Origin of the sequence: Ewingella americana ATCC 33852 (assembly GCF_000735345.1) — a bacterium.
GTDB lineage: Bacteria > Pseudomonadota > Gammaproteobacteria > Enterobacterales > Enterobacteriaceae > Ewingella > Ewingella americana.
In genome coordinates, this window is sequence record NZ_JMPJ01000017.1 from 328,528 (window position 1) to 345,217 (window position 16,690).

12 protein-coding genes and 3 pseudogenes are annotated in these 16,690 nt (G+C 47.6%); 8 read left to right on the plus strand and 7 right to left on the minus strand.

Going from position 1 to position 16,690, the window contains the following annotated elements; translation table 11 throughout:
- The first annotated feature begins 39 nt into the window (after positions 1 to 39).
- The 3 genes from cueO (at position 40) to hpt (ending at position 3,381) form a co-directional block, all read left to right on the plus strand.
- The gene (cueO, locus tag GEAM_RS01515; protein WP_034787253.1) at positions 40 to 1,656 is read left to right on the plus strand and encodes a multicopper oxidase CueO; all 1,617 of its coding nucleotides are present in this window, start codon (positions 40 to 42) and stop codon (positions 1,654 to 1,656) included.
- Positions 1,657 to 1,765: 109 nt separating this feature from the next.
- The gene (gutQ, locus tag GEAM_RS01520; RefSeq protein ID WP_034787255.1) at positions 1,766 to 2,731 is read left to right on the plus strand and encodes an arabinose-5-phosphate isomerase GutQ; all 966 of its coding nucleotides are present in this window, start codon (positions 1,766 to 1,768) and stop codon (positions 2,729 to 2,731) included.
- Positions 2,732 to 2,844: 113 nt separating this feature from the next.
- Entirely contained in the window at positions 2,845 to 3,381 is a 537-nt protein-coding gene (gene hpt / locus GEAM_RS01525) for a hypoxanthine phosphoribosyltransferase (protein WP_034787258.1), read from the plus strand.
- A gap of 190 nt (positions 3,382 to 3,571) precedes the next feature.
- Here hpt and GEAM_RS01530 read toward each other — a convergent pair whose 3' ends face one another.
- Positions 3,572 to 3,793 carry a DNA-binding transcriptional regulator gene (locus tag GEAM_RS01530; RefSeq protein WP_034787259.1) on the minus strand — a complete coding sequence of 74 codons (222 nt, stop codon included), beginning with the start codon at positions 3,791 to 3,793 and terminating at the stop codon, positions 3,572 to 3,574.
- 193 nt (positions 3,794 to 3,986) lie between these two features.
- On the opposite strand from GEAM_RS01530, the gene GEAM_RS01535 reads away from it, so the two are divergent.
- Positions 3,987 to 4,874, plus strand: coding sequence for an FRG domain-containing protein (locus GEAM_RS01535; RefSeq protein WP_034787260.1), 888 nt, complete (start codon positions 3,987 to 3,989; stop codon positions 4,872 to 4,874).
- A gap of 33 nt (positions 4,875 to 4,907) precedes the next feature.
- On the opposite strand, the pseudogene GEAM_RS22960 reads toward GEAM_RS01535, so the two are convergent.
- Positions 4,908 to 5,375, minus strand: a pseudogene (locus tag GEAM_RS22960) (contractile injection system protein, VgrG/Pvc8 family); the annotation flags it as partial.
- Positions 5,359 to 5,597: pseudogene (locus tag GEAM_RS23055) on the minus strand (GPO family capsid scaffolding protein); the annotation flags it as partial. The pseudogenes GEAM_RS23055 and GEAM_RS22960, both read right to left, overlap by 17 nt.
- A gap of 149 nt (positions 5,598 to 5,746) precedes the next feature.
- Here GEAM_RS23055 and GEAM_RS01550 point away from each other — a divergent pair.
- Together GEAM_RS01550 and GEAM_RS01555 are read left to right on the plus strand one after the other, a co-directional pair.
- Complete coding sequence (locus tag GEAM_RS01550; RefSeq protein WP_034787261.1) at positions 5,747 to 7,513, plus strand: terminase ATPase subunit family protein; 1,767 nt, start codon at positions 5,747 to 5,749, stop codon at positions 7,511 to 7,513.
- 1 nt (position 7,514) lies between these two features.
- The gene (locus GEAM_RS01555; protein ID WP_034787262.1) at positions 7,515 to 8,546 is read left to right on the plus strand and encodes a phage portal protein; all 1,032 of its coding nucleotides are present in this window, start codon (positions 7,515 to 7,517) and stop codon (positions 8,544 to 8,546) included.
- A 136-nt stretch (positions 8,547 to 8,682) separates the two neighbouring features.
- On the opposite strand, the gene GEAM_RS01560 is transcribed toward GEAM_RS01555, so the two are convergent.
- The 4 genes and pseudogenes from GEAM_RS01560 to can all read right to left on the minus strand — a co-directional run bounded on the left by GEAM_RS01560 (position 8,683) and on the right by can (position 14,821).
- The gene (locus tag GEAM_RS01560) at positions 8,683 to 9,405 is read right to left on the minus strand and encodes a hypothetical protein (RefSeq protein WP_128124590.1); all 723 of its coding nucleotides are present in this window, start codon (positions 9,403 to 9,405) and stop codon (positions 8,683 to 8,685) included.
- 749 nt (positions 9,406 to 10,154) lie between these two features.
- Complete coding sequence (locus GEAM_RS01565) at positions 10,155 to 12,977, minus strand: ATP-binding protein (RefSeq protein WP_034787266.1); 2,823 nt, start codon at positions 12,975 to 12,977, stop codon at positions 10,155 to 10,157.
- A gap of 237 nt (positions 12,978 to 13,214) precedes the next feature.
- Positions 13,215 to 13,964: pseudogene (locus GEAM_RS01570) on the minus strand (replication endonuclease); the annotation flags it as partial.
- Positions 13,965 to 14,164: 200 nt separating this feature from the next.
- Positions 14,165 to 14,821, minus strand: a complete 657-nt coding sequence (can, locus tag GEAM_RS01575; RefSeq protein ID WP_034787270.1) for a carbonate dehydratase — start codon at positions 14,819 to 14,821, stop codon at positions 14,165 to 14,167.
- Positions 14,822 to 14,969: 148 nt separating this feature from the next.
- Between can and GEAM_RS01580 the strand changes: the two genes are divergently transcribed.
- Entirely contained in the window at positions 14,970 to 15,893 is a 924-nt protein-coding gene (locus tag GEAM_RS01580; RefSeq protein ID WP_034787273.1) for an ABC transporter ATP-binding protein, read from the plus strand.
- Positions 15,893 to 16,663 (plus strand): ABC transporter permease, encoded by a 771-nt coding sequence (locus tag GEAM_RS01585; protein WP_034787280.1) that lies wholly within the window; start codon positions 15,893 to 15,895, stop codon positions 16,661 to 16,663. The genes GEAM_RS01580 and GEAM_RS01585 overlap by 1 nt, the downstream gene beginning before the upstream one ends.
- The last annotated feature ends 27 nt before the right edge of the window (positions 16,664 to 16,690 follow it).

Sequence of the window (16,690 nt, forward strand, 5' to 3'; positions counted from 1 at the left end):
CCTGACAGAGGCACGGAACATCGCCAAAAGGAACTGAACATGCATCGTCGTGACTTTATTAAATGGACCACACTGATGGGGGCGGCCACTACGCTGCCGGGCTGGAGCCGTCTGGCATTTGCTGCTGACAGGCCAGCACTGCCGATTCCCCTGCTGCTCAAACCTAACGCCAAAGGCGTCATGGTGCTCAATTTACAGCGCGGTCAGAGCCAGTTTACGCCGGGCGTGAATACCGAAACCTGGGGCATTAACGGCAATATTCTTGGCCCTGCGCTGCGCGTTAAACGCGGCGAGCCGGTGACTGTCACGGTGAATAACCAGCTGAATGTCGCGAGCACGGTACACTGGCACGGGCTGGAAATTCCCGGCCAAGTGGATGGCGGCCCGCAGGGCGTGATCGCGCCCGGGGCTAGCCGGACGGTGCAATTCACCCTCGACCAGCCTGCTTCTACCTGCTGGTTCCACCCACATCCGCACCAGACCAGTGGTTATCAGGTGGCAATGGGGCTGGCCGGTTTAGTGCTTATCGAAGATGACGAAAGCAACCAGCTGAAACTGCCTTCGCGCTGGGGCGTGGATGATATTCCCGTGGTGCTTCAGGACAAACGCCTGAACGATGCCGGGCAAATTGATTACCAGATGGATGTGATGACCGCCGCCGTGGGCTGGTTTGGTCAACACATGCTGACCAATGGCGTGGTCTTCCCGCAGCACGGCGTGTCGCGCGGCTGGCTGCGTTTCCGCCTGCTCAACGGCTGTAATGCGCGCTCGCTTAATGTCTCGACCAGCGATGGTCGCCCACTCTACGTGATTGCCAGCGACGGCGGTTTCCTCGCCGAGCCGGTGAAACTCAGCGAGTTGCCGATGCTGCCCGGCGAACGGTTTGAAGTACTGGTGAACTGCCCGGATGCCAAGGCGTTCGACCTCGTTACCCTGCCGGTTACCCAGATGGGCATGACCCTCGCGCCATTCGATAAACCTCTGCCGGTGCTGCGCGTGCAGCCGACCCTGACTCAGGGCGAGCAGGACATTCCTGACCAACTGATCAAACTGCCGGAGCTGGTTTCCGTTGACGGCTTACCCACCCGCTGGTTGCAGCTCTCCATGGACCCACGCCTCGACCAACAGGGCATGGCGGCGCTGATGGCGCGCTACGGGCATCAGTCGATGGCCGGTATGAGCATGGATCACGGCTCAAGCGACGGCGGCCACGATATGGCGGGCATGGATATGCAGGGCATGTCCCACGACGACCACGGCAGCATGGCTGGCATGGACATGAGCAAGAAGGATGACGGCAAGTTCGACCTGATGAGCGGCAACCGGATCAATGGCAAAGCTTATGACATGAACACCCCGGCCTTTGACGTCAAACAGGGCCAGTACGAGAAATGGACCATTTCCGGCGAAGGCGACATGATGCTGCATCCGTTCCACATCCACGGCACCCAGTTCCGCATTCTGTCTGAGAATGGCAAGCCAGTGGCGGCGCACCGCGCGGGCTGGAAAGACATTGTGAGAGTGGAGGGCGGGCGCAGCGAAGTGCTGGTGCGGTTCAACTATCTGGCGAGCAAAGAGCAGGCTTACATGGCCCACTGCCACCTGTTGGAGCACGAAGACACTGGAATGATGCTGGGCTTCACGGTTTCTAGCTAGCGCCTTTTCTGCTGAGTCGATATGTCGATCACTGACATTCGGCTCAGCAGACTGTATGGTAACGCGGCTGAAAACCATGATATTCACATCATTCTTAGGGGAGAAGAAGATGAAAAAGTCGCTGCTAGGCTTTGCGCGGGAAACGCTGGAAATCGAAATCGAAGAAGCGCAACGGCTGCTGACTCGGCTCGATGACAACTTCGTCGATGCCTGCCAGTTGCTGCTCAACTGCACCGGCAAAGCCGTGGTGTCGGGAATGGGCAAATCCGGGCACATCGGCAAGAAAATTGCCGCCTCCCTTGCCAGCACCGGCACGCCAGCCTTTTTCGTTCATCCTGCCGAGGCGCTGCACGGCGACTTAGGCATGATTGGCAGCAACGACGTGCTGATCTTCATCTCCTATTCTGGTCGCGCCAAAGAGCTGGATATGATCCTGCCTCTGTTAGCGGAAAACCAAACCAAGCTGATTGCTATCACCGGCGGCAAAGACTCCCCGCTGGCGCAGGCCGCCGATGCTATTATTGATGTTGGCGTTGAGCGCGAATCTTGCCCAATGGGGCTGGCTCCGACCTCCAGCGCGGTCAATACTCTGATGATGGGCGACGCGCTGGCAATGGCGTTAATGCGTCATCGCGGCTTCGGCGCAGAAGACTTCGCCCGTTCACATCCGGGCGGCAGCCTCGGTGCGCGACTGCTCAATCGCGTTCACCATTTGATGCGCACCGGCGACCGACTGCCGGTTATCGACAGCCAAGAAAATGTCATGAACGCCATGCTCGAGTTAAGTCGAACCGGGCTGGGCCTGATTGCGGTCTGTGACCAAGAGCGTCACGTGGTGGGGGTATTCACCGATGGCGACTTACGCCGCTGGCTGGTCAAAGGCCGCACTCTGGACGAGCCGCTGATGAGTGCCATCACCCGTCCCGGCTTCCAACTGCCGGAACAGTGGCGCGCGGGCGAGGCGCTGGAAGCCTTGCACCAGCAGAACATCAGCGCCGCGCCGGTGGTGAACAGCGAAGGCGTGCTGGTTGGGGCGATAAATCTGCACGATTTACATCAGGCTGGCATTGGTTGATCCGACGGCGTTACTCATTATCTGGTTCTTTGTTATAATCCCCGCGCTTTAAGGTCGCCATCACGGTCGGTGATGGCGATGACTCTTTCAAATTCCAGGTGGTTAGGCTTTATATGAAACACAGAGTAGACGTCATGATTTCCGAGCAGGAAGTCAAAACCCGAATTGCTGAGTTAGGCCGTGAAATCACCGAGCACTACCGTGATAGCGGCAGTGATATGGTGCTGGTTGGGCTGTTGCGCGGTTCATTCATGTTTATGGCTGACTTGTGTCGCACCATTGACGTTTCCCACGAAGTGGATTTCATGACCGCCTCCAGCTACGGCAACGGCATGTCCACCACCCGCGATGTTAAAATTCTCAAAGACTTAGATGAAGATATCCGTGGCAAAGACGTGCTGATCGTCGAAGACATCATCGACTCCGGCAACACCCTGAGCAAAGTCCGCGAACTGCTGCAACTGCGCGGCCCAAAATCACTGGCAATCTGCACGCTGCTCGATAAACCCGAGCGCCGCGAAGTAGACGTGAAAGTCGAATATGTTGGTTTCGCCATCCCCGACGAGTTCGTGGTGGGTTACGGCATCGACTACGCCCAGCGCTATCGCCACCTGCCGTACGTCGGCAAAGTGGTTATGCTGGAAGAGTAAGTCGCAAGCTGCCCGCCTAGCGTTTCTAACGCGGGCAGTAGGCAAGACGTCTGAAAAAGGCACAAAAAAAGGCACATAATGTGCCTTTGAAAACGATGTTAACTATATGAATTAAATGGATTTTTTCATTTCAGTGTCCACGCATTGACCACATCGACAAAAAAAGCCCCGTTAATTTGGGGCTTTTTCGTTAGTGCATCTGGAAGGATTGCTGCTGATTTTTGTCCGGATGCAACTGCACAGCGTGAACTGTTCCTGGCTCGACAATGATGTCAGCAATCGACTCATGAGTTTTAAACGTGCAACTGCAATTAATATTCTGACACTGGTGATAGCGCTCTTTGGTATTGATGCTCAGATAACGGCTGGAACGTGCGTGTGCTGCGTGTTGGCATTTCGGGCAGTGCATCATAATAGTCACCATGTAATCATTTTAATCATATGCAGTCATTGTATGGCTTTGGCTGAGCAATACACTGTCTATTACAATGATTTACATTCCGTATTTACTGGCTTATATTAGCTTCATTAACAAATTCCTATCAATAGAAAAAAAGAATAAGTATTGGTGACAATATTAAATTTTATAACAAGGAATGAATCTTATGAGAGCAGTTAAGAAAATAGAAAAAATAACCTCTGTTTCTGGTTTCATTGAGAATATTATGAATATAAACAAGCGCAATGCGAGGCCAACAGCATTTAGGGGGCAAAAGTTTTATGACTGGGATACTGAACCAAAGATTTTTAGAGATGACTGTAATGTTTATAGTGAAGAAAATTTAATAGTAAGAGATTTAGTAAGTGTGCATCCCCAAGAATTTGATTCAGATAAAACTATGTTTGATAGGCTTGTCAGGATGCAACATTTTGGATTACCTACAAGACTTCTAGATGTTACTCTTAATCCCTTAGTTGCATTATGGTTTGCTTCGGAAAAATATCTTGTAGATGGGAAGGAGCAAGATGGTAAAGTTCAGTACTTTCTAGTCCCAAAAGAGAGACAGAAATATTATGACAGCGACCGTGTTAGTTGCATGGCGAATCTAGCAAATCTAAAATCTGAGAGTAAAGAGGAAATTTTTAAGTTAGTTGCTCAAGGTTTATCAAGAGCTCAGTTTAACCGTAGAAAATGCGTTGATGAATTATTTTATAATATAGGTTTTGAAAAACCAAACTTTAGAAAAATAATAGAGCCAATGGATCTTATTAGGCCTGTTTTTGTTAAGCCAAAACTTAACAATAAAAGGATAATTGCTCAGTCCGGTGCTTTCTTAATATACGGAGCAAAAACTTATAAGGGTGCAAGTGGCGAGGCAATTATCCCAGTTAGAAGGATAATGGTTTCAGCAAATGCTAAAGAAAATATTAGAGAGGAGCTTGAGTTACTCGGCATCCATGCTAGTAGTCTATTCCCGGAGATTGATAAGGCCTCGGAATTTATCGTAAAAAAATACAACACGTCATCTGATGATTCTAGTTTTTTAATCTGATCGTGATTGAGGGTTTAATTACCCTCATGATTTCTAGTTTTCGTTTAATTCATAACTCACATCAGACAGCAGCACCTCGAGATTTAACGTTGTCACAAACCCGCTTCCGCCCAGGCTGTGCGTCACCTTGCTGATTATCCAGGGCTGCGCGTCGATCACGGATTTAAATCCCGACACCGCCACCGGCGTTTCAGGGAATAAGTCAGCCCGCCCGCGAGCCAGGGAGATCGAGAACTCCGCGACGCCGCGCTGAAGTTTGTCCCACTTTGCCTGGGCTGCCCGCATGGCCGCTTTCTGCGTGGCGTAGATGGTGGTGAGGGCAAACACATTGTCTTCACTGCCCGCCAGGTATTCCCCTTCCTTCGCCTCCGGCGTTTTCTGTGCCTTTGCACTGACCTTCTTCGCCTTCGGGTGTTGCAGGGCGCGCAGGTACTGCACTTTCGGTTTGCGTTGCACCTTCACCTTTTTCGGCTTTGGGTCTTTGGTGTGCAGCCAGCTTGCCTTTCAGCGCGCCGTCGGCCACTTCTTCGGGGTGACATCGCCGTACATACGAAACGCACTGTCAGGGAAATAGCCCTTGATGTGCTCCATGTTGATGCGTGCGCCGTAAACCTTCGGGTCATAGGTCGCCGCCATCTGTTCAATCCACTCGCGGGTGATTTCGCGTCCGTCGGTGGTTGCCCCTTCGGTACAGATACGAAAGCGCTTTGCTTTTGTTGCCATTGCCATTTTCTGACTCCAGTCGGTGTGTGCTTCTGAGAACCCCAAGTTTCCAGACACACGCCCGACACCGCCAGCCGATGCGGGTTGATGCTCGATGGCACAACGTGGACAGCAGGAAAATCAGCAGGCCGCCCGTTAACGTGGCAGTCATGAAAATGACAAACTCAACCATCATCAGCGACCCACGGCGACAGGCGGCACTGCTTTACTGGCAGGGTTTTTCAGTGCGTCAGATTGCGGAACTGCTGACCCAAAAAATACCGACAGTGCAGAGCTGGAAAACACGCGACGCCTGGGACAACGCCGCGCCCATTTCACGCGTGGAATCCAGCCTGGAAGCACGCCTGATCCAACTTGTGACCAAAGACGTGAAAGGGAATGCGGATTACAAAGAGATTGATGCGTTAGGCCGGATGATTGAACGCCTGGCAAGGGTGAACCGCTACAGCCAGAGCGGAAACGAAGTGGATTTAAATCCGAACTTTGCCAACCGGAACAAAGGGGAGCGTAAGAAGCCGACAAAGAACTATTTCAGCGACGAAGCCCTGGAAAAGCTGGAGGGTATTTTTCTGGCTCAGTGCTTCCAGTACCAGCGTGTCTGGTATGACGCGGGGCTTAAGCACCGTATCCGCGACATCCTGAAATCCCGCCAGATTGGCGCAACGTTCTTCTTTGCGCGGGAAGCGTTACTGCGCGCCCTGGCAACCGGCCACAACCAGATTTTTCTGTCAGCCAGTAAAACCCAGGCTTACGTGTTTCGTGAGTACATCATTCAGTTTGCCCGCCAGGTTGATGTCGAGCTGACCGGCGACCCGATAGTGATCGGCAACAACGGCGCAAAGCTGATTTTCTTAGGCACCAACTCCAACACTGCCCAGAGCCATAACGGCGACCTGTATGTGGACGAAATCTTCTGGATCCCGAACTTCCAGAAGCTGCGCAAGGTCGCCAGCGGCATGGCGTCGCAGGAACATCTGCGCACCACCTATTTCTCCACGCCGTCAGCACTCACGCACGGCGCGTATCCGTTCTGGTCAGGCGAGCTGTTCAACAAGGGACGGGAAGACCGCAACGACAGGATTGAGCTGGATATCAGCCATCACGCCCTGGCGAAAGGCCAGCTTTGTGGCGACGGGCAGTGGCGGCAAATCGTCACCATTGAGGATGCGTTAGCCGGTGGCTGCAATCTGTTTAACATCGACACGTTGAAACAGGAGAACAGCGCGGAGGATTTTCGCAACCTGTTCATGTGTGAGTTTGTTGACGATCAGGCGTCCGTGTTCCCGTTCGTCGAGCTGCAACGCTGCATGGTGGAAAGTGCGGAGGAGTGGGAGGATTTCAGCCCGTTTGCGACGCGCCCGTTTGGTTATCGCGCCGTCTGGATTGGTTACGACCCGTCACACACCGGCGACAGTGCTGGCTGTGCCGTACTGGCTCCGCCGCTGGTAGACGGCGGCAAATTCCGCGTGCTGGAACGCCACCAGTGGAAAGGCATGGATTTTGCCGCTCAGGCGAAAAGCATTGAGGAACTCACAAAACGCTACTGCGTGGAATACATCGGCATTGATGCCACCGGCATCGGTCAGGGCGTTTTCCAGCTTGTCCGGCAGTTCTTCCCCGCCGCGATGGAAATCCGCTATAGCCCGGAAACGAAAACGAAAATGGTACTGAAAGCGAAGGACACCATCACGTCCGGACGCCTGGAGTACGACACCAACCACAAAGACATCACGTCGTCATTCATGGCGATCCGCAAAACCATGACCGCCAGCGGCAGCCGCTCCACCTACGAGGCCAGCCGCAGCGAGGAAGCCAGCCACGCGGATGTCGCCTGGGCAATCATGCACGCACTGCTTAACGAACCGCTGACCGCCGCCAGCGGCGGCCAAAGCCCTAACATTCTGGAGTTTTATTAATATGAGTAAGCGCAAATTCCGCAAGCCGACACAAAGCACAGTCACCGCCACCATGCAGGAGACCGGCGGGGCGGAGGCGTTCAGCTTTGGCGACCCGACGCCGGTGTTAGACCGCCGCGAAATTCTGGACTACATCGAATGCACGGGTAACGGCCAGTGGTACGAGCCTCCGGTCAGCTTTGACGGACTGGCTCGCACGCTGCGCGCAGCGGTGCATCACAGCTCCTCGCTGTATGTGAAACGCAATATTCTGGCCTCGAAGTTTGTCCCACACCCGCTGTTATCACAGCAGGAATTCAGCCGGTTCGCCCTGGATTATCTGGTATTCGGGAATGCGTTTTTAGAAGTGATCCGCAACCAGCTCGGCGACGCGGTGGTGATGAAGACCGTGCCCGCTAAATACGCGCGGCGCGGGGTTGAGGAGGATACTTACTGGTTTGTGCAGCAGTGGAAGGACGCGCACCAGTTCGAAGCCGGTAGCGTGTTTCATCTGATTGAGCCAGACATTAATCAGGAGCTGTACGGTCTGCCGGAATACCTCAGCGCTCTGAACTCTGCGTGGCTCAATGAGGCCGCCACGCTGTTCCGCCGCAAGTACTACCAGAACGGCGCGCACGCCGGATATATCCTGTATATGACCGACGCGGCACAAAGCAGCAGTGATATTGATCAGATGCGTAAAGCCATGCGGGACACAAAAGGCCTGGGTAATTTCCGCAACCTGTTTATGTACGCCCCGAACGGCAAACCGGACGGGATCAAGATTCTGCCGTTAAGTGAAGTCGCGACCAAAGACGATTTCTTTAACATCAAGAAGGCCAGTCAGAACGATTTGTTGTGCGCGCACCGCGTGCCGCCGCAGATGATGGGGATTATTCCGGAGAACAGCGGTGGGTTTGGTGATTCGGTTAAGGCGTCACAGGTGTTTGTGCGGAATGAACTTACGCCTTTGCAGGAAAGGTTCAAGGAGTTGAATGCGTGGTTTGGGGCGGGGGTGATTAGATTTACTACTTACGATCTCGCTCCAGAATAAACTTGTAAAGCCCTGTAAAACTGGGCTTAAACTATCCACTCAACTTCGAACTTGCAGTAGAAAGGGCTAAGAAGTAAAAAAACAGAGCGAATATATGGGAGGTAGATAAAATAATAACCCAAGATTATTCGCTAAATTAGCTCATTCTAAAAGCAGGGATATTAAAATAATTCGCGTTAAAAGAGGGATGGGCAACTGGGACATACTCCCCATTATTAATATTTTCTAAAAAATCATCTAAAATAATACTAAGCTCAGCAAAACAACCCGCATTAACTATGCCTGGATGGCTTGCCTTTTCACTTTCTTTCAAATCATGATGATCTTTTTTTAATTTTTCCAAATAGGCCATGTTAATTCTAACATCTTTGGTCTCTTTAATATCAAGATCAAATGCAGAACTAATAACAAAATTACAGCAACTCATGAGTAAAGTTTCAGTGATCTCTATAAGTTCGAATCTAAATTCATCTACCAAATCTTTACTATTTACTAATTCATTATAAGTTGATATGAAATTAAAAAACCTCCGCATAACTTCATGATTGTTCCCACCTTTAATATTCATGTTGTTTAAAAATTGTTTCATGGAAAATCGACGAAGTACCTTAAGATCTTTTGTTATCTTTTCAGCTTCACTCAATGTTTCTTTCAATTTTACAGTGTTACCGGCAATCGAGAATTCGGAAATTTTAGGCAGACACCAAATTACAAGCGTCATAACTACAAGTGTAGTCATAAACAATACAAAATCGCTCCCAGTAAACTTATCAAAAACTAATAAGATCATTGCTAATACGAAAGCCAATGATGCGGTCACCAAAATGCAAGCTTTGTTTCCGTCCATATTTTTAAACACTGGTTCAAACCTCATTGCGTTCTTGGAAGATAATACCAGACGGAATTATTTCATAGAAAGTTCGAACTAGCTATGGTATAAATTATTAGAACATAAAAAATTTTTGTTGAAATAAAAAAGAGCTACCCTGATGTCAATCTTTCTATTGAGGTGCTCAATTTAAAAACTCACCTCACTGCTTCATTCTGCATTAAATGACGGGCAATCTGTCGACGCGAGATAACCTGTACTTTCTGCAACTCATAAACCTTGAAGTATCTGAATTTCGCTAAAGAAAAAATGATCCACTGACCCACCCCCATGTGTGCTTCTTTTGTAGGTAGGAATACCGGTTTCTGGCACTCTTATCTCCTCCAGCGAAAAAAGTTATTGACACATGCATGCGTCCGAAAATGTGCGTCGATCATATTGTTCTACTTATCAGCCAACATCTCCTGCTCATAAACCCCACAAAATTCACCATTTTGATGCTCTACATCTCGGCGCGCGCAATGTTACCCGCCTGCCCGCTTCTGACTTGGCTCGCTGTTTTTAATGCAAGGGTCAGAGCGTCAAAAAGCCTAGCCAAAGGGGGCGTCTGGCATTTTTTGATCCTTCTTGGAACATGCAAAACCATGCAGTAATGCACACAAAAATGCTATCTTCATAGTTTTACAGACCTTTGCGGTTAGGGGAAAAAACGGAAGGATTGTAACATATTGCCTCCTTTTTTTATGCTGGAGGTAATATGCTACAAGACTTAATATTAATTACAAAAGGAGGTTTTCGCAATAATTTTTCATTTCTTCTACTTTGATTTTATCTCTTTCTAATTTTGCCTTTGTATTATTCCACTGATGAAGTATATCAGCAGGAGTGCCTGGGTTAGCGTTATCAATTTTAGTATTAACCCCATTAATTCTAATGTTTAAAGCTGCTAACTTATCCTGAAGGCTGACAAGGCTAGACTGTGGCGATAGTTGGATGTTAAATTTTCTTATTGCATCAAAAATGACTTGTATTTCCTGGCTTGTTTTTGAGTGGATAATATTATAGTTGTTTTCACTAAAAGCATGATGTTCTTGATTTTGTGCCCCCCAGCTCAAGAAATCATTTTTAATCAGGTTTATATTCTCTAATTTATCTCCCAATGAGTCGGTTAGTACGGCATACATCTTCTCTAAACTTATTTTTATAAAGTTTGGTTTTTGATAGTCCCTTTCAGAAAAACTTGCAGTAAGGCTTAACCCTGACGTAACACAATGTTTAGCAGCCAAGGATTCGAACCAAATTCTGCAATAAATCAGTGCTTGTCTAATATCATAGTGTTCTAGACTATCAGAAATTTTCCCCTCAAAGGATATATCTCTTTCCTCATAATGGATACCGTGCGGATAACAATTAAGAATAAAACTGGAGAACTCTCCATTGCCCAAGCTTTTTTCTCTATTACTATAAAGCTCCCAGAACAATTTATCATGTGTCGTTATTATTTTTTGAGTTTTCTTTATGTATGGGTCAGTTAAAAATGTGTTAATTATGTTTGACCTGTGTTCAGTATCTATGGCATTGACGACATCATCAAAAACTATAAACTGGGATTTTTTCTTTTTCGCCAGAGCCAGTAATACCGATAGTCCTAGAGACTTAAGATGGCCTTCTGACAATCTTACAAAAGCGTCAGCTTGCTCGCCATTTATATCAAGTTGGATTCTATAAGAGCTCAATGAAGGATCATATATAAATGATAAACTATCTAATTTCTCACTATCATCATCGTGCTTATTTATTTCATTATAATAATGAACTATTGAGCCTTCAATCCCGGCTAGTATTTGCGATTCTTTTATTCTCTTAAAAGTATAGGCTAGCGCATGAAAGTTAGAGTATTCATCGTTTAATTTTTGTAAAAATAAGTTCCTTTCCACCTCGCGAGAATGCTTTTCTTTTTCAGAGGAAATTTTGTTAAGCAAAGAATCAAACGCCTCTTTCTTTTTATTCTTATTTTGATTTTTAGCCTTATATGCCGATATTAAATCTCTTATTTCATCTAACGAACGCGATACACTATCAATTTTAACATTTAACAATGTTAATGAAGCTTCAATGTTTTTGAGTTTAGAATTATGCTGGACCGTGGTTTCATTATAAAATTCTAATGATTCACATCCAATCAGTTCTGTATGAATAAATGATAGTGTAGATTTAATTTCATCATCACATAAGGTAGGTAGGCTATTTGATATTTCGGATAGTTTCCCAAAGTCAGTTTTTATTACTGTATTAACAGGTGAGATTAGGAATGCCCTTAGTGTTTGTAAAATAGCATCTAAATATTTTTTAATATTATCTTTGGTATTAATTCTACATTTTTGTAACGTAGTAACTTTGATGTATGATTTTAAAATTTCTTTCGAATTTTCAAGTGGATTTTTGGCGGATTTATCGTTAGGGGTATTGCAAAGTGGACATTTCTCGAATGGAATATCCTCCAATAATTCCTTAGATAATGTGTGTAGTTTAATTAATTTATCATTGTAAATTATCGCATCTAATTTTTTGTCAATACTTTTTTTTCTGTCAATCAATTTTGAAAGCACGTTAATTATTTTACTAGATTTCACTAATGAAATTTCAACTGAAGGAATACCTTTTGTTATTTGTTCTTTTTTTGTTTCGAGCTTTACTAAATATTTTTTTAGATGAGGGTGCTTGATTCTTATGATGTTATCAATTTGAGATATAGGGCTTTTATGGTAATTGCATCCGAGCTTTATTAATATGTCTTTTTTAATCTGTAATAGTTCTTTATGATTATCATTCGATAGTTTTTTGTATTTAATTAACTCTAGATTTAACGATTCTAAGGCATTGGCACTATTCATTTGTCTAAAACTTAGTGCATTAAAGCTTCTTGGGGAAACTAATGTTCCTAAGAAAGAATCGAAACTCTCGAGTCCCACAAGTGCTGCCAAGACGTCCCGCTCTCCAAATTTTGTATCACTAGAACCTAATAAAGAGAATTCTTGAAGCCTATTTCTATCAATAAAATTAAAATTGTAATCAGGGTTGGCTTTTATATCCCTGTTTGAGTGGTCAAGTAATGTGATTGAATGTTTACCATTTCTTTTAATGTAATTTTTTATTGACGTCTTTCTTCTGCCTGCTTCTTTTATATCTCCAGTTGTTTGGTATTCAAGTGCTTCACATAAACTACTTTTACCACCTCCATTTGGAGCGAAAAATATATTGTTAAGTTTATTGAATTTTATTTTAATTCCTTTGTCTTCATCACTTAATTTCCCAAATCCTCTAAAATCTGAAATTTGTAAGGTACTAATTCTTTTATTATTGATGGTTGTACTTTGAGGAAGATTCACCAAATGGGTTTCGTAGAAATTTTTATATCTATCAAGTTTGCGAAGATATATTTTATTTTTCATTACATCTTGATTTTCAATAGCATATGTTAAACGGCGATTTATGCTACTTGCCGTGTTTTTTTTATCAATAATCAACCATGCTAATAATTTCAATGCGTAATTTTCATCATGGTAATTATTGTACAAAAATTCAGATATATACTGATCCATAGTAATCCTTCATTATTTTCATATTTGAAACAACAACAGTCTATGCTAGTTAACATATACAAGCTCTGGAGAAATTTCGAACAATCAACACTTGTAAGAATCAATTTACTCTTTGTTTCAGGCGGCATCCACGTTCATATGCTTTTAATTTGCTATGGTAACTGCATCATGGGGGCGTGGAGTTGCAATAAAAGACGAGTTACTAATTTTAATCGTTTATTCCAGTAACTGATCTCCAATTACCCTCCCTGTGGCAGTTCCTTCCCAGTCAATAACTCTAGGATTGCCAAAAGTGGACGATGTAGCCATGCTTTCACGCATATTTGCAGCCAGCCCCTTACCACCTAACCCACAGTTATTGACAGGACTCCGAGGCGCGCCGGAGGCGCTTTTTACGGTCAAAACCTCAGAGTCAACGGCAGAAGCAACGATCCGCCATTGAGTGGTACGCGTTTCATATACATGTGATTCGCCGAGGTGGGGCGCGAAAATGCCCACAACTTTTTTCACTTCTTCATCGTAAGCGTTCAGCTCATTGGCAACACGACGTGCTACGCGCACCCTCTGATCGTCACGCGGTACATTAGCGCCGCCCTGGGCAGTCATGTACGCCATAAAGTCACCGGCATCAGCAGCAGCGCGAACGGCTTCGACTTCTTCGTCAAAGGTTTCAGTCAGACTGATGGAACGTATCCGACGACACTCACGGTAGGAACCCATCGTAGGTAAACCGATGGGATGAAACTGCGGTATACGCCATGTTGCAGCCCAGGCAGTGATTGCCGCCGCAGAATCTGTGAGCAGTTCACCGGTTTCGTGGTCACGTTCACCTTCCAGTGCATAACCGTCGATATTCTTCGCGATGTACTTAGCGATGTAGCCAGCGGCACCGCCGCGGTTCAGATGTTTACAGTCAAAGCGGTTCTTTGCAGCGCCGCGCTCGTCACCGTCTTCCTTCATGGAGTATTTGCGCATGATATCGATCACCGGCTTTCCTTCAATCCACTGAGGGGAAAAGCGGGACTGGAGTGTCCACATAGTGTCCACACCTAAGCATCTTTGAAGGCTTGTAGCTGCTTACACCGCATGTAACTCGTTGATTTATGGTGATCGCGTTGTAAGTGCAGGAAAAATAAATGATAAAAAAGGCACATAATGTGCCTTTTGCTTTTTATTCTTTTGTACAGTTACTGCGGATTGCCGTGCAGCAGGGCGGAGACGCCTTGGCGGTAACGCTGTTCCAGCGTTTCGCGGCTGGTGGAGGTCACTTCGAGGTCGCGCAGACGCCCGTCTTGAATGCCGTAAACCCAGCCGTGCAGCGAGACTTTTTGTCCGCGCTTCCACGCGGTCTGCATCACCGTTGAGTGGCCGAGGTTGTAAATCTGTTCCACCACGTTCAGCTCGCACAGCTTATTCAGACGCTGGTCTGGGGAAAGCTCGCCGAGCAGAGAACTGTGTTTGTACCAGATGTCGCGAATATGCAGCAGCCAGTTGTTGATAAGCCCCAACTCAGGATTTTCCACCGCCGCCTGAACACCGCCACAGCCGTAGTGCCCACAGATAATCACGTGCTCGACTTCCAGCACGTCGATGGCGTACTGCACCACGGACAGGCAGTTGAGATCGGTATGGATAACCAGATTGGCGACGTTGCGGTGAACGAAGAGTTCGCCCGGCTCAAGCCCGGTCAGTTGTTCGGCAGGAACGCGACTGTCGGAGCAGCCAATCCACAGAAAGCGGGGTTTTTGCGATTCGGAAAGACGTTCGAAGAAGCCTGGATCTTCTTCCACCATGGTTTTTGACCAAAGGGCGTTATTATTTTTAAGTGTTTCAATGTCATTCATGGACGTTAATAGCCTGTAACCGATCAACTGCGATGGGTTAATATAGGGCAACACTCCGCTATTTCATATCGATTCAGCATCCCATTAAGCAACAAATCATAACGCCAGAATTTATAACAAGGTTCTCTACACAAGGTAAGCTCCACTTATGACATACGCATTGGAACTGGAGAAGTTAACCAAGACTTACGCCGGTGGTGTGCAGGCTTTACGCGGCATCGACCTCAACGTTGAAGCAGGTGATTTCTACGCGCTGCTCGGGCCAAACGGTGCCGGTAAATCGACCACCATTGGCATCATCAGCTCGCTGGTGAATAAATCTGCCGGTAAGGTTCGAGTCTTTGGTTACGACATCGATAAGGATATCGTTAACGCCAAACGCCAGCTCGGGCTGGTGCCGCAGGAGTTCAACTTCAACCCGTTTGAAACCGTCATGCAAGTGGTGGTTAATCAGGCCGGTTACTACGGCGTTCCGCGCCCGCTGGCATTGCAGCGCGCTGAAAAATATCTGACTCAGTTGGACCTGTGGGGCAAGCGCAACGAGCGTTCTCGCATGCTGTCCGGGGGGATGAAGCGCCGCCTGATGATTGCCCGCGCGCTGATGCACGAGCCGAAGCTGCTGATCCTCGATGAACCGACTGCCGGGGTAGATATCGAGCTGCGCCGTTCCATGTGGGGCTTCCTCAAAGAGCTTAACGCGCAGGGGACTACCATCATCCTGACCACCCACTATCTGGAAGAAGCCGAGATGCTGTGCCGTAACATCGGCATAATTCAGGGCGGCCAGCTGGTAGAAAACACCAGCATGAAAGAGCTGCTGTCGAAGCTGAAATCAGAAACCTTCATTCTCGACTTGGCACCGAAAAGCAACCTGCCGCAGCTGGAAGGCTATCGCAGCAAACTGACCGATACGTCTACGCTGGAAGTGGAAGTGATGCGCGAGCAGGGCCTGAACTCGTTGTTTAGCCAACTGAGCAATCAGGGTGTGCAGGTGTTGAGTATGCGTAACAAAGCTAACCGTTTGGAAGAGCTGTTTGTCACCTTGGTGAACGGCAGTGAGGAATCGAAATAATGTCGCAATTGTATTGGGTTGCACTCAAGAGTATCTGGCTAAAAGAGATTAACCGTTTCGGGCGTATCTGGATCCAGACGCTGGTTCCGCCAGTGATCACCATGACGCTGTACTTCATCATTTTCGGTAATTTGATTGGCTCGCAGATTGGTCACATGCATGGCTTCACCTACATGCAGTTCATCGTGCCGGGTCTTATCATGATGGCAGTGATCACCAACTCCTACGCCAACGTGGCCTCTTCTTTCTTTAGCGCCAAGTTCCAGCGCAATATTGAAGAGCTGCTGGTGGCACCTGTGCCAACACACGTGGTGATTGCCGGTTATGTCGGCGGCGGCGTGGCGCGTGGTATCTGCGTGGGAATTTTGGTCACCGCGATTTCACTGTTCTTCGTGCCGCTGGTGATCCACTCATGGTGGGTTATCGCACTGACTCTGCTGCTGACCGCGATCCTGTTCTCCCTCGGCGGCCTGCTTAACGCGGTATTTGCTACCACCTTTGATGACATCAGCCTGATCCCAACCTTCGTGTTGACCCCGCTGACCTATCTGGGCGGCGTGTTCTACTCGCTGACGCTGCTGCCGCCAATCTGGCAGGCTATCTCTAAGCTGAACCCGATTGTCTATATGATCAGCGGCTTCCGCTACGGCTTCTTGGGTATCACCGACGTGCCACTGGTGTTCACCATGGGCGTGTTGCTGGCGTTTATTGCGGTGTTTTATTTGCTAGCTTGGTATTTGATAGAGCGTGGTCGCGGCTTGCGAAGCTAATCCACGTCATCCTTTGCGCTGTCTCGG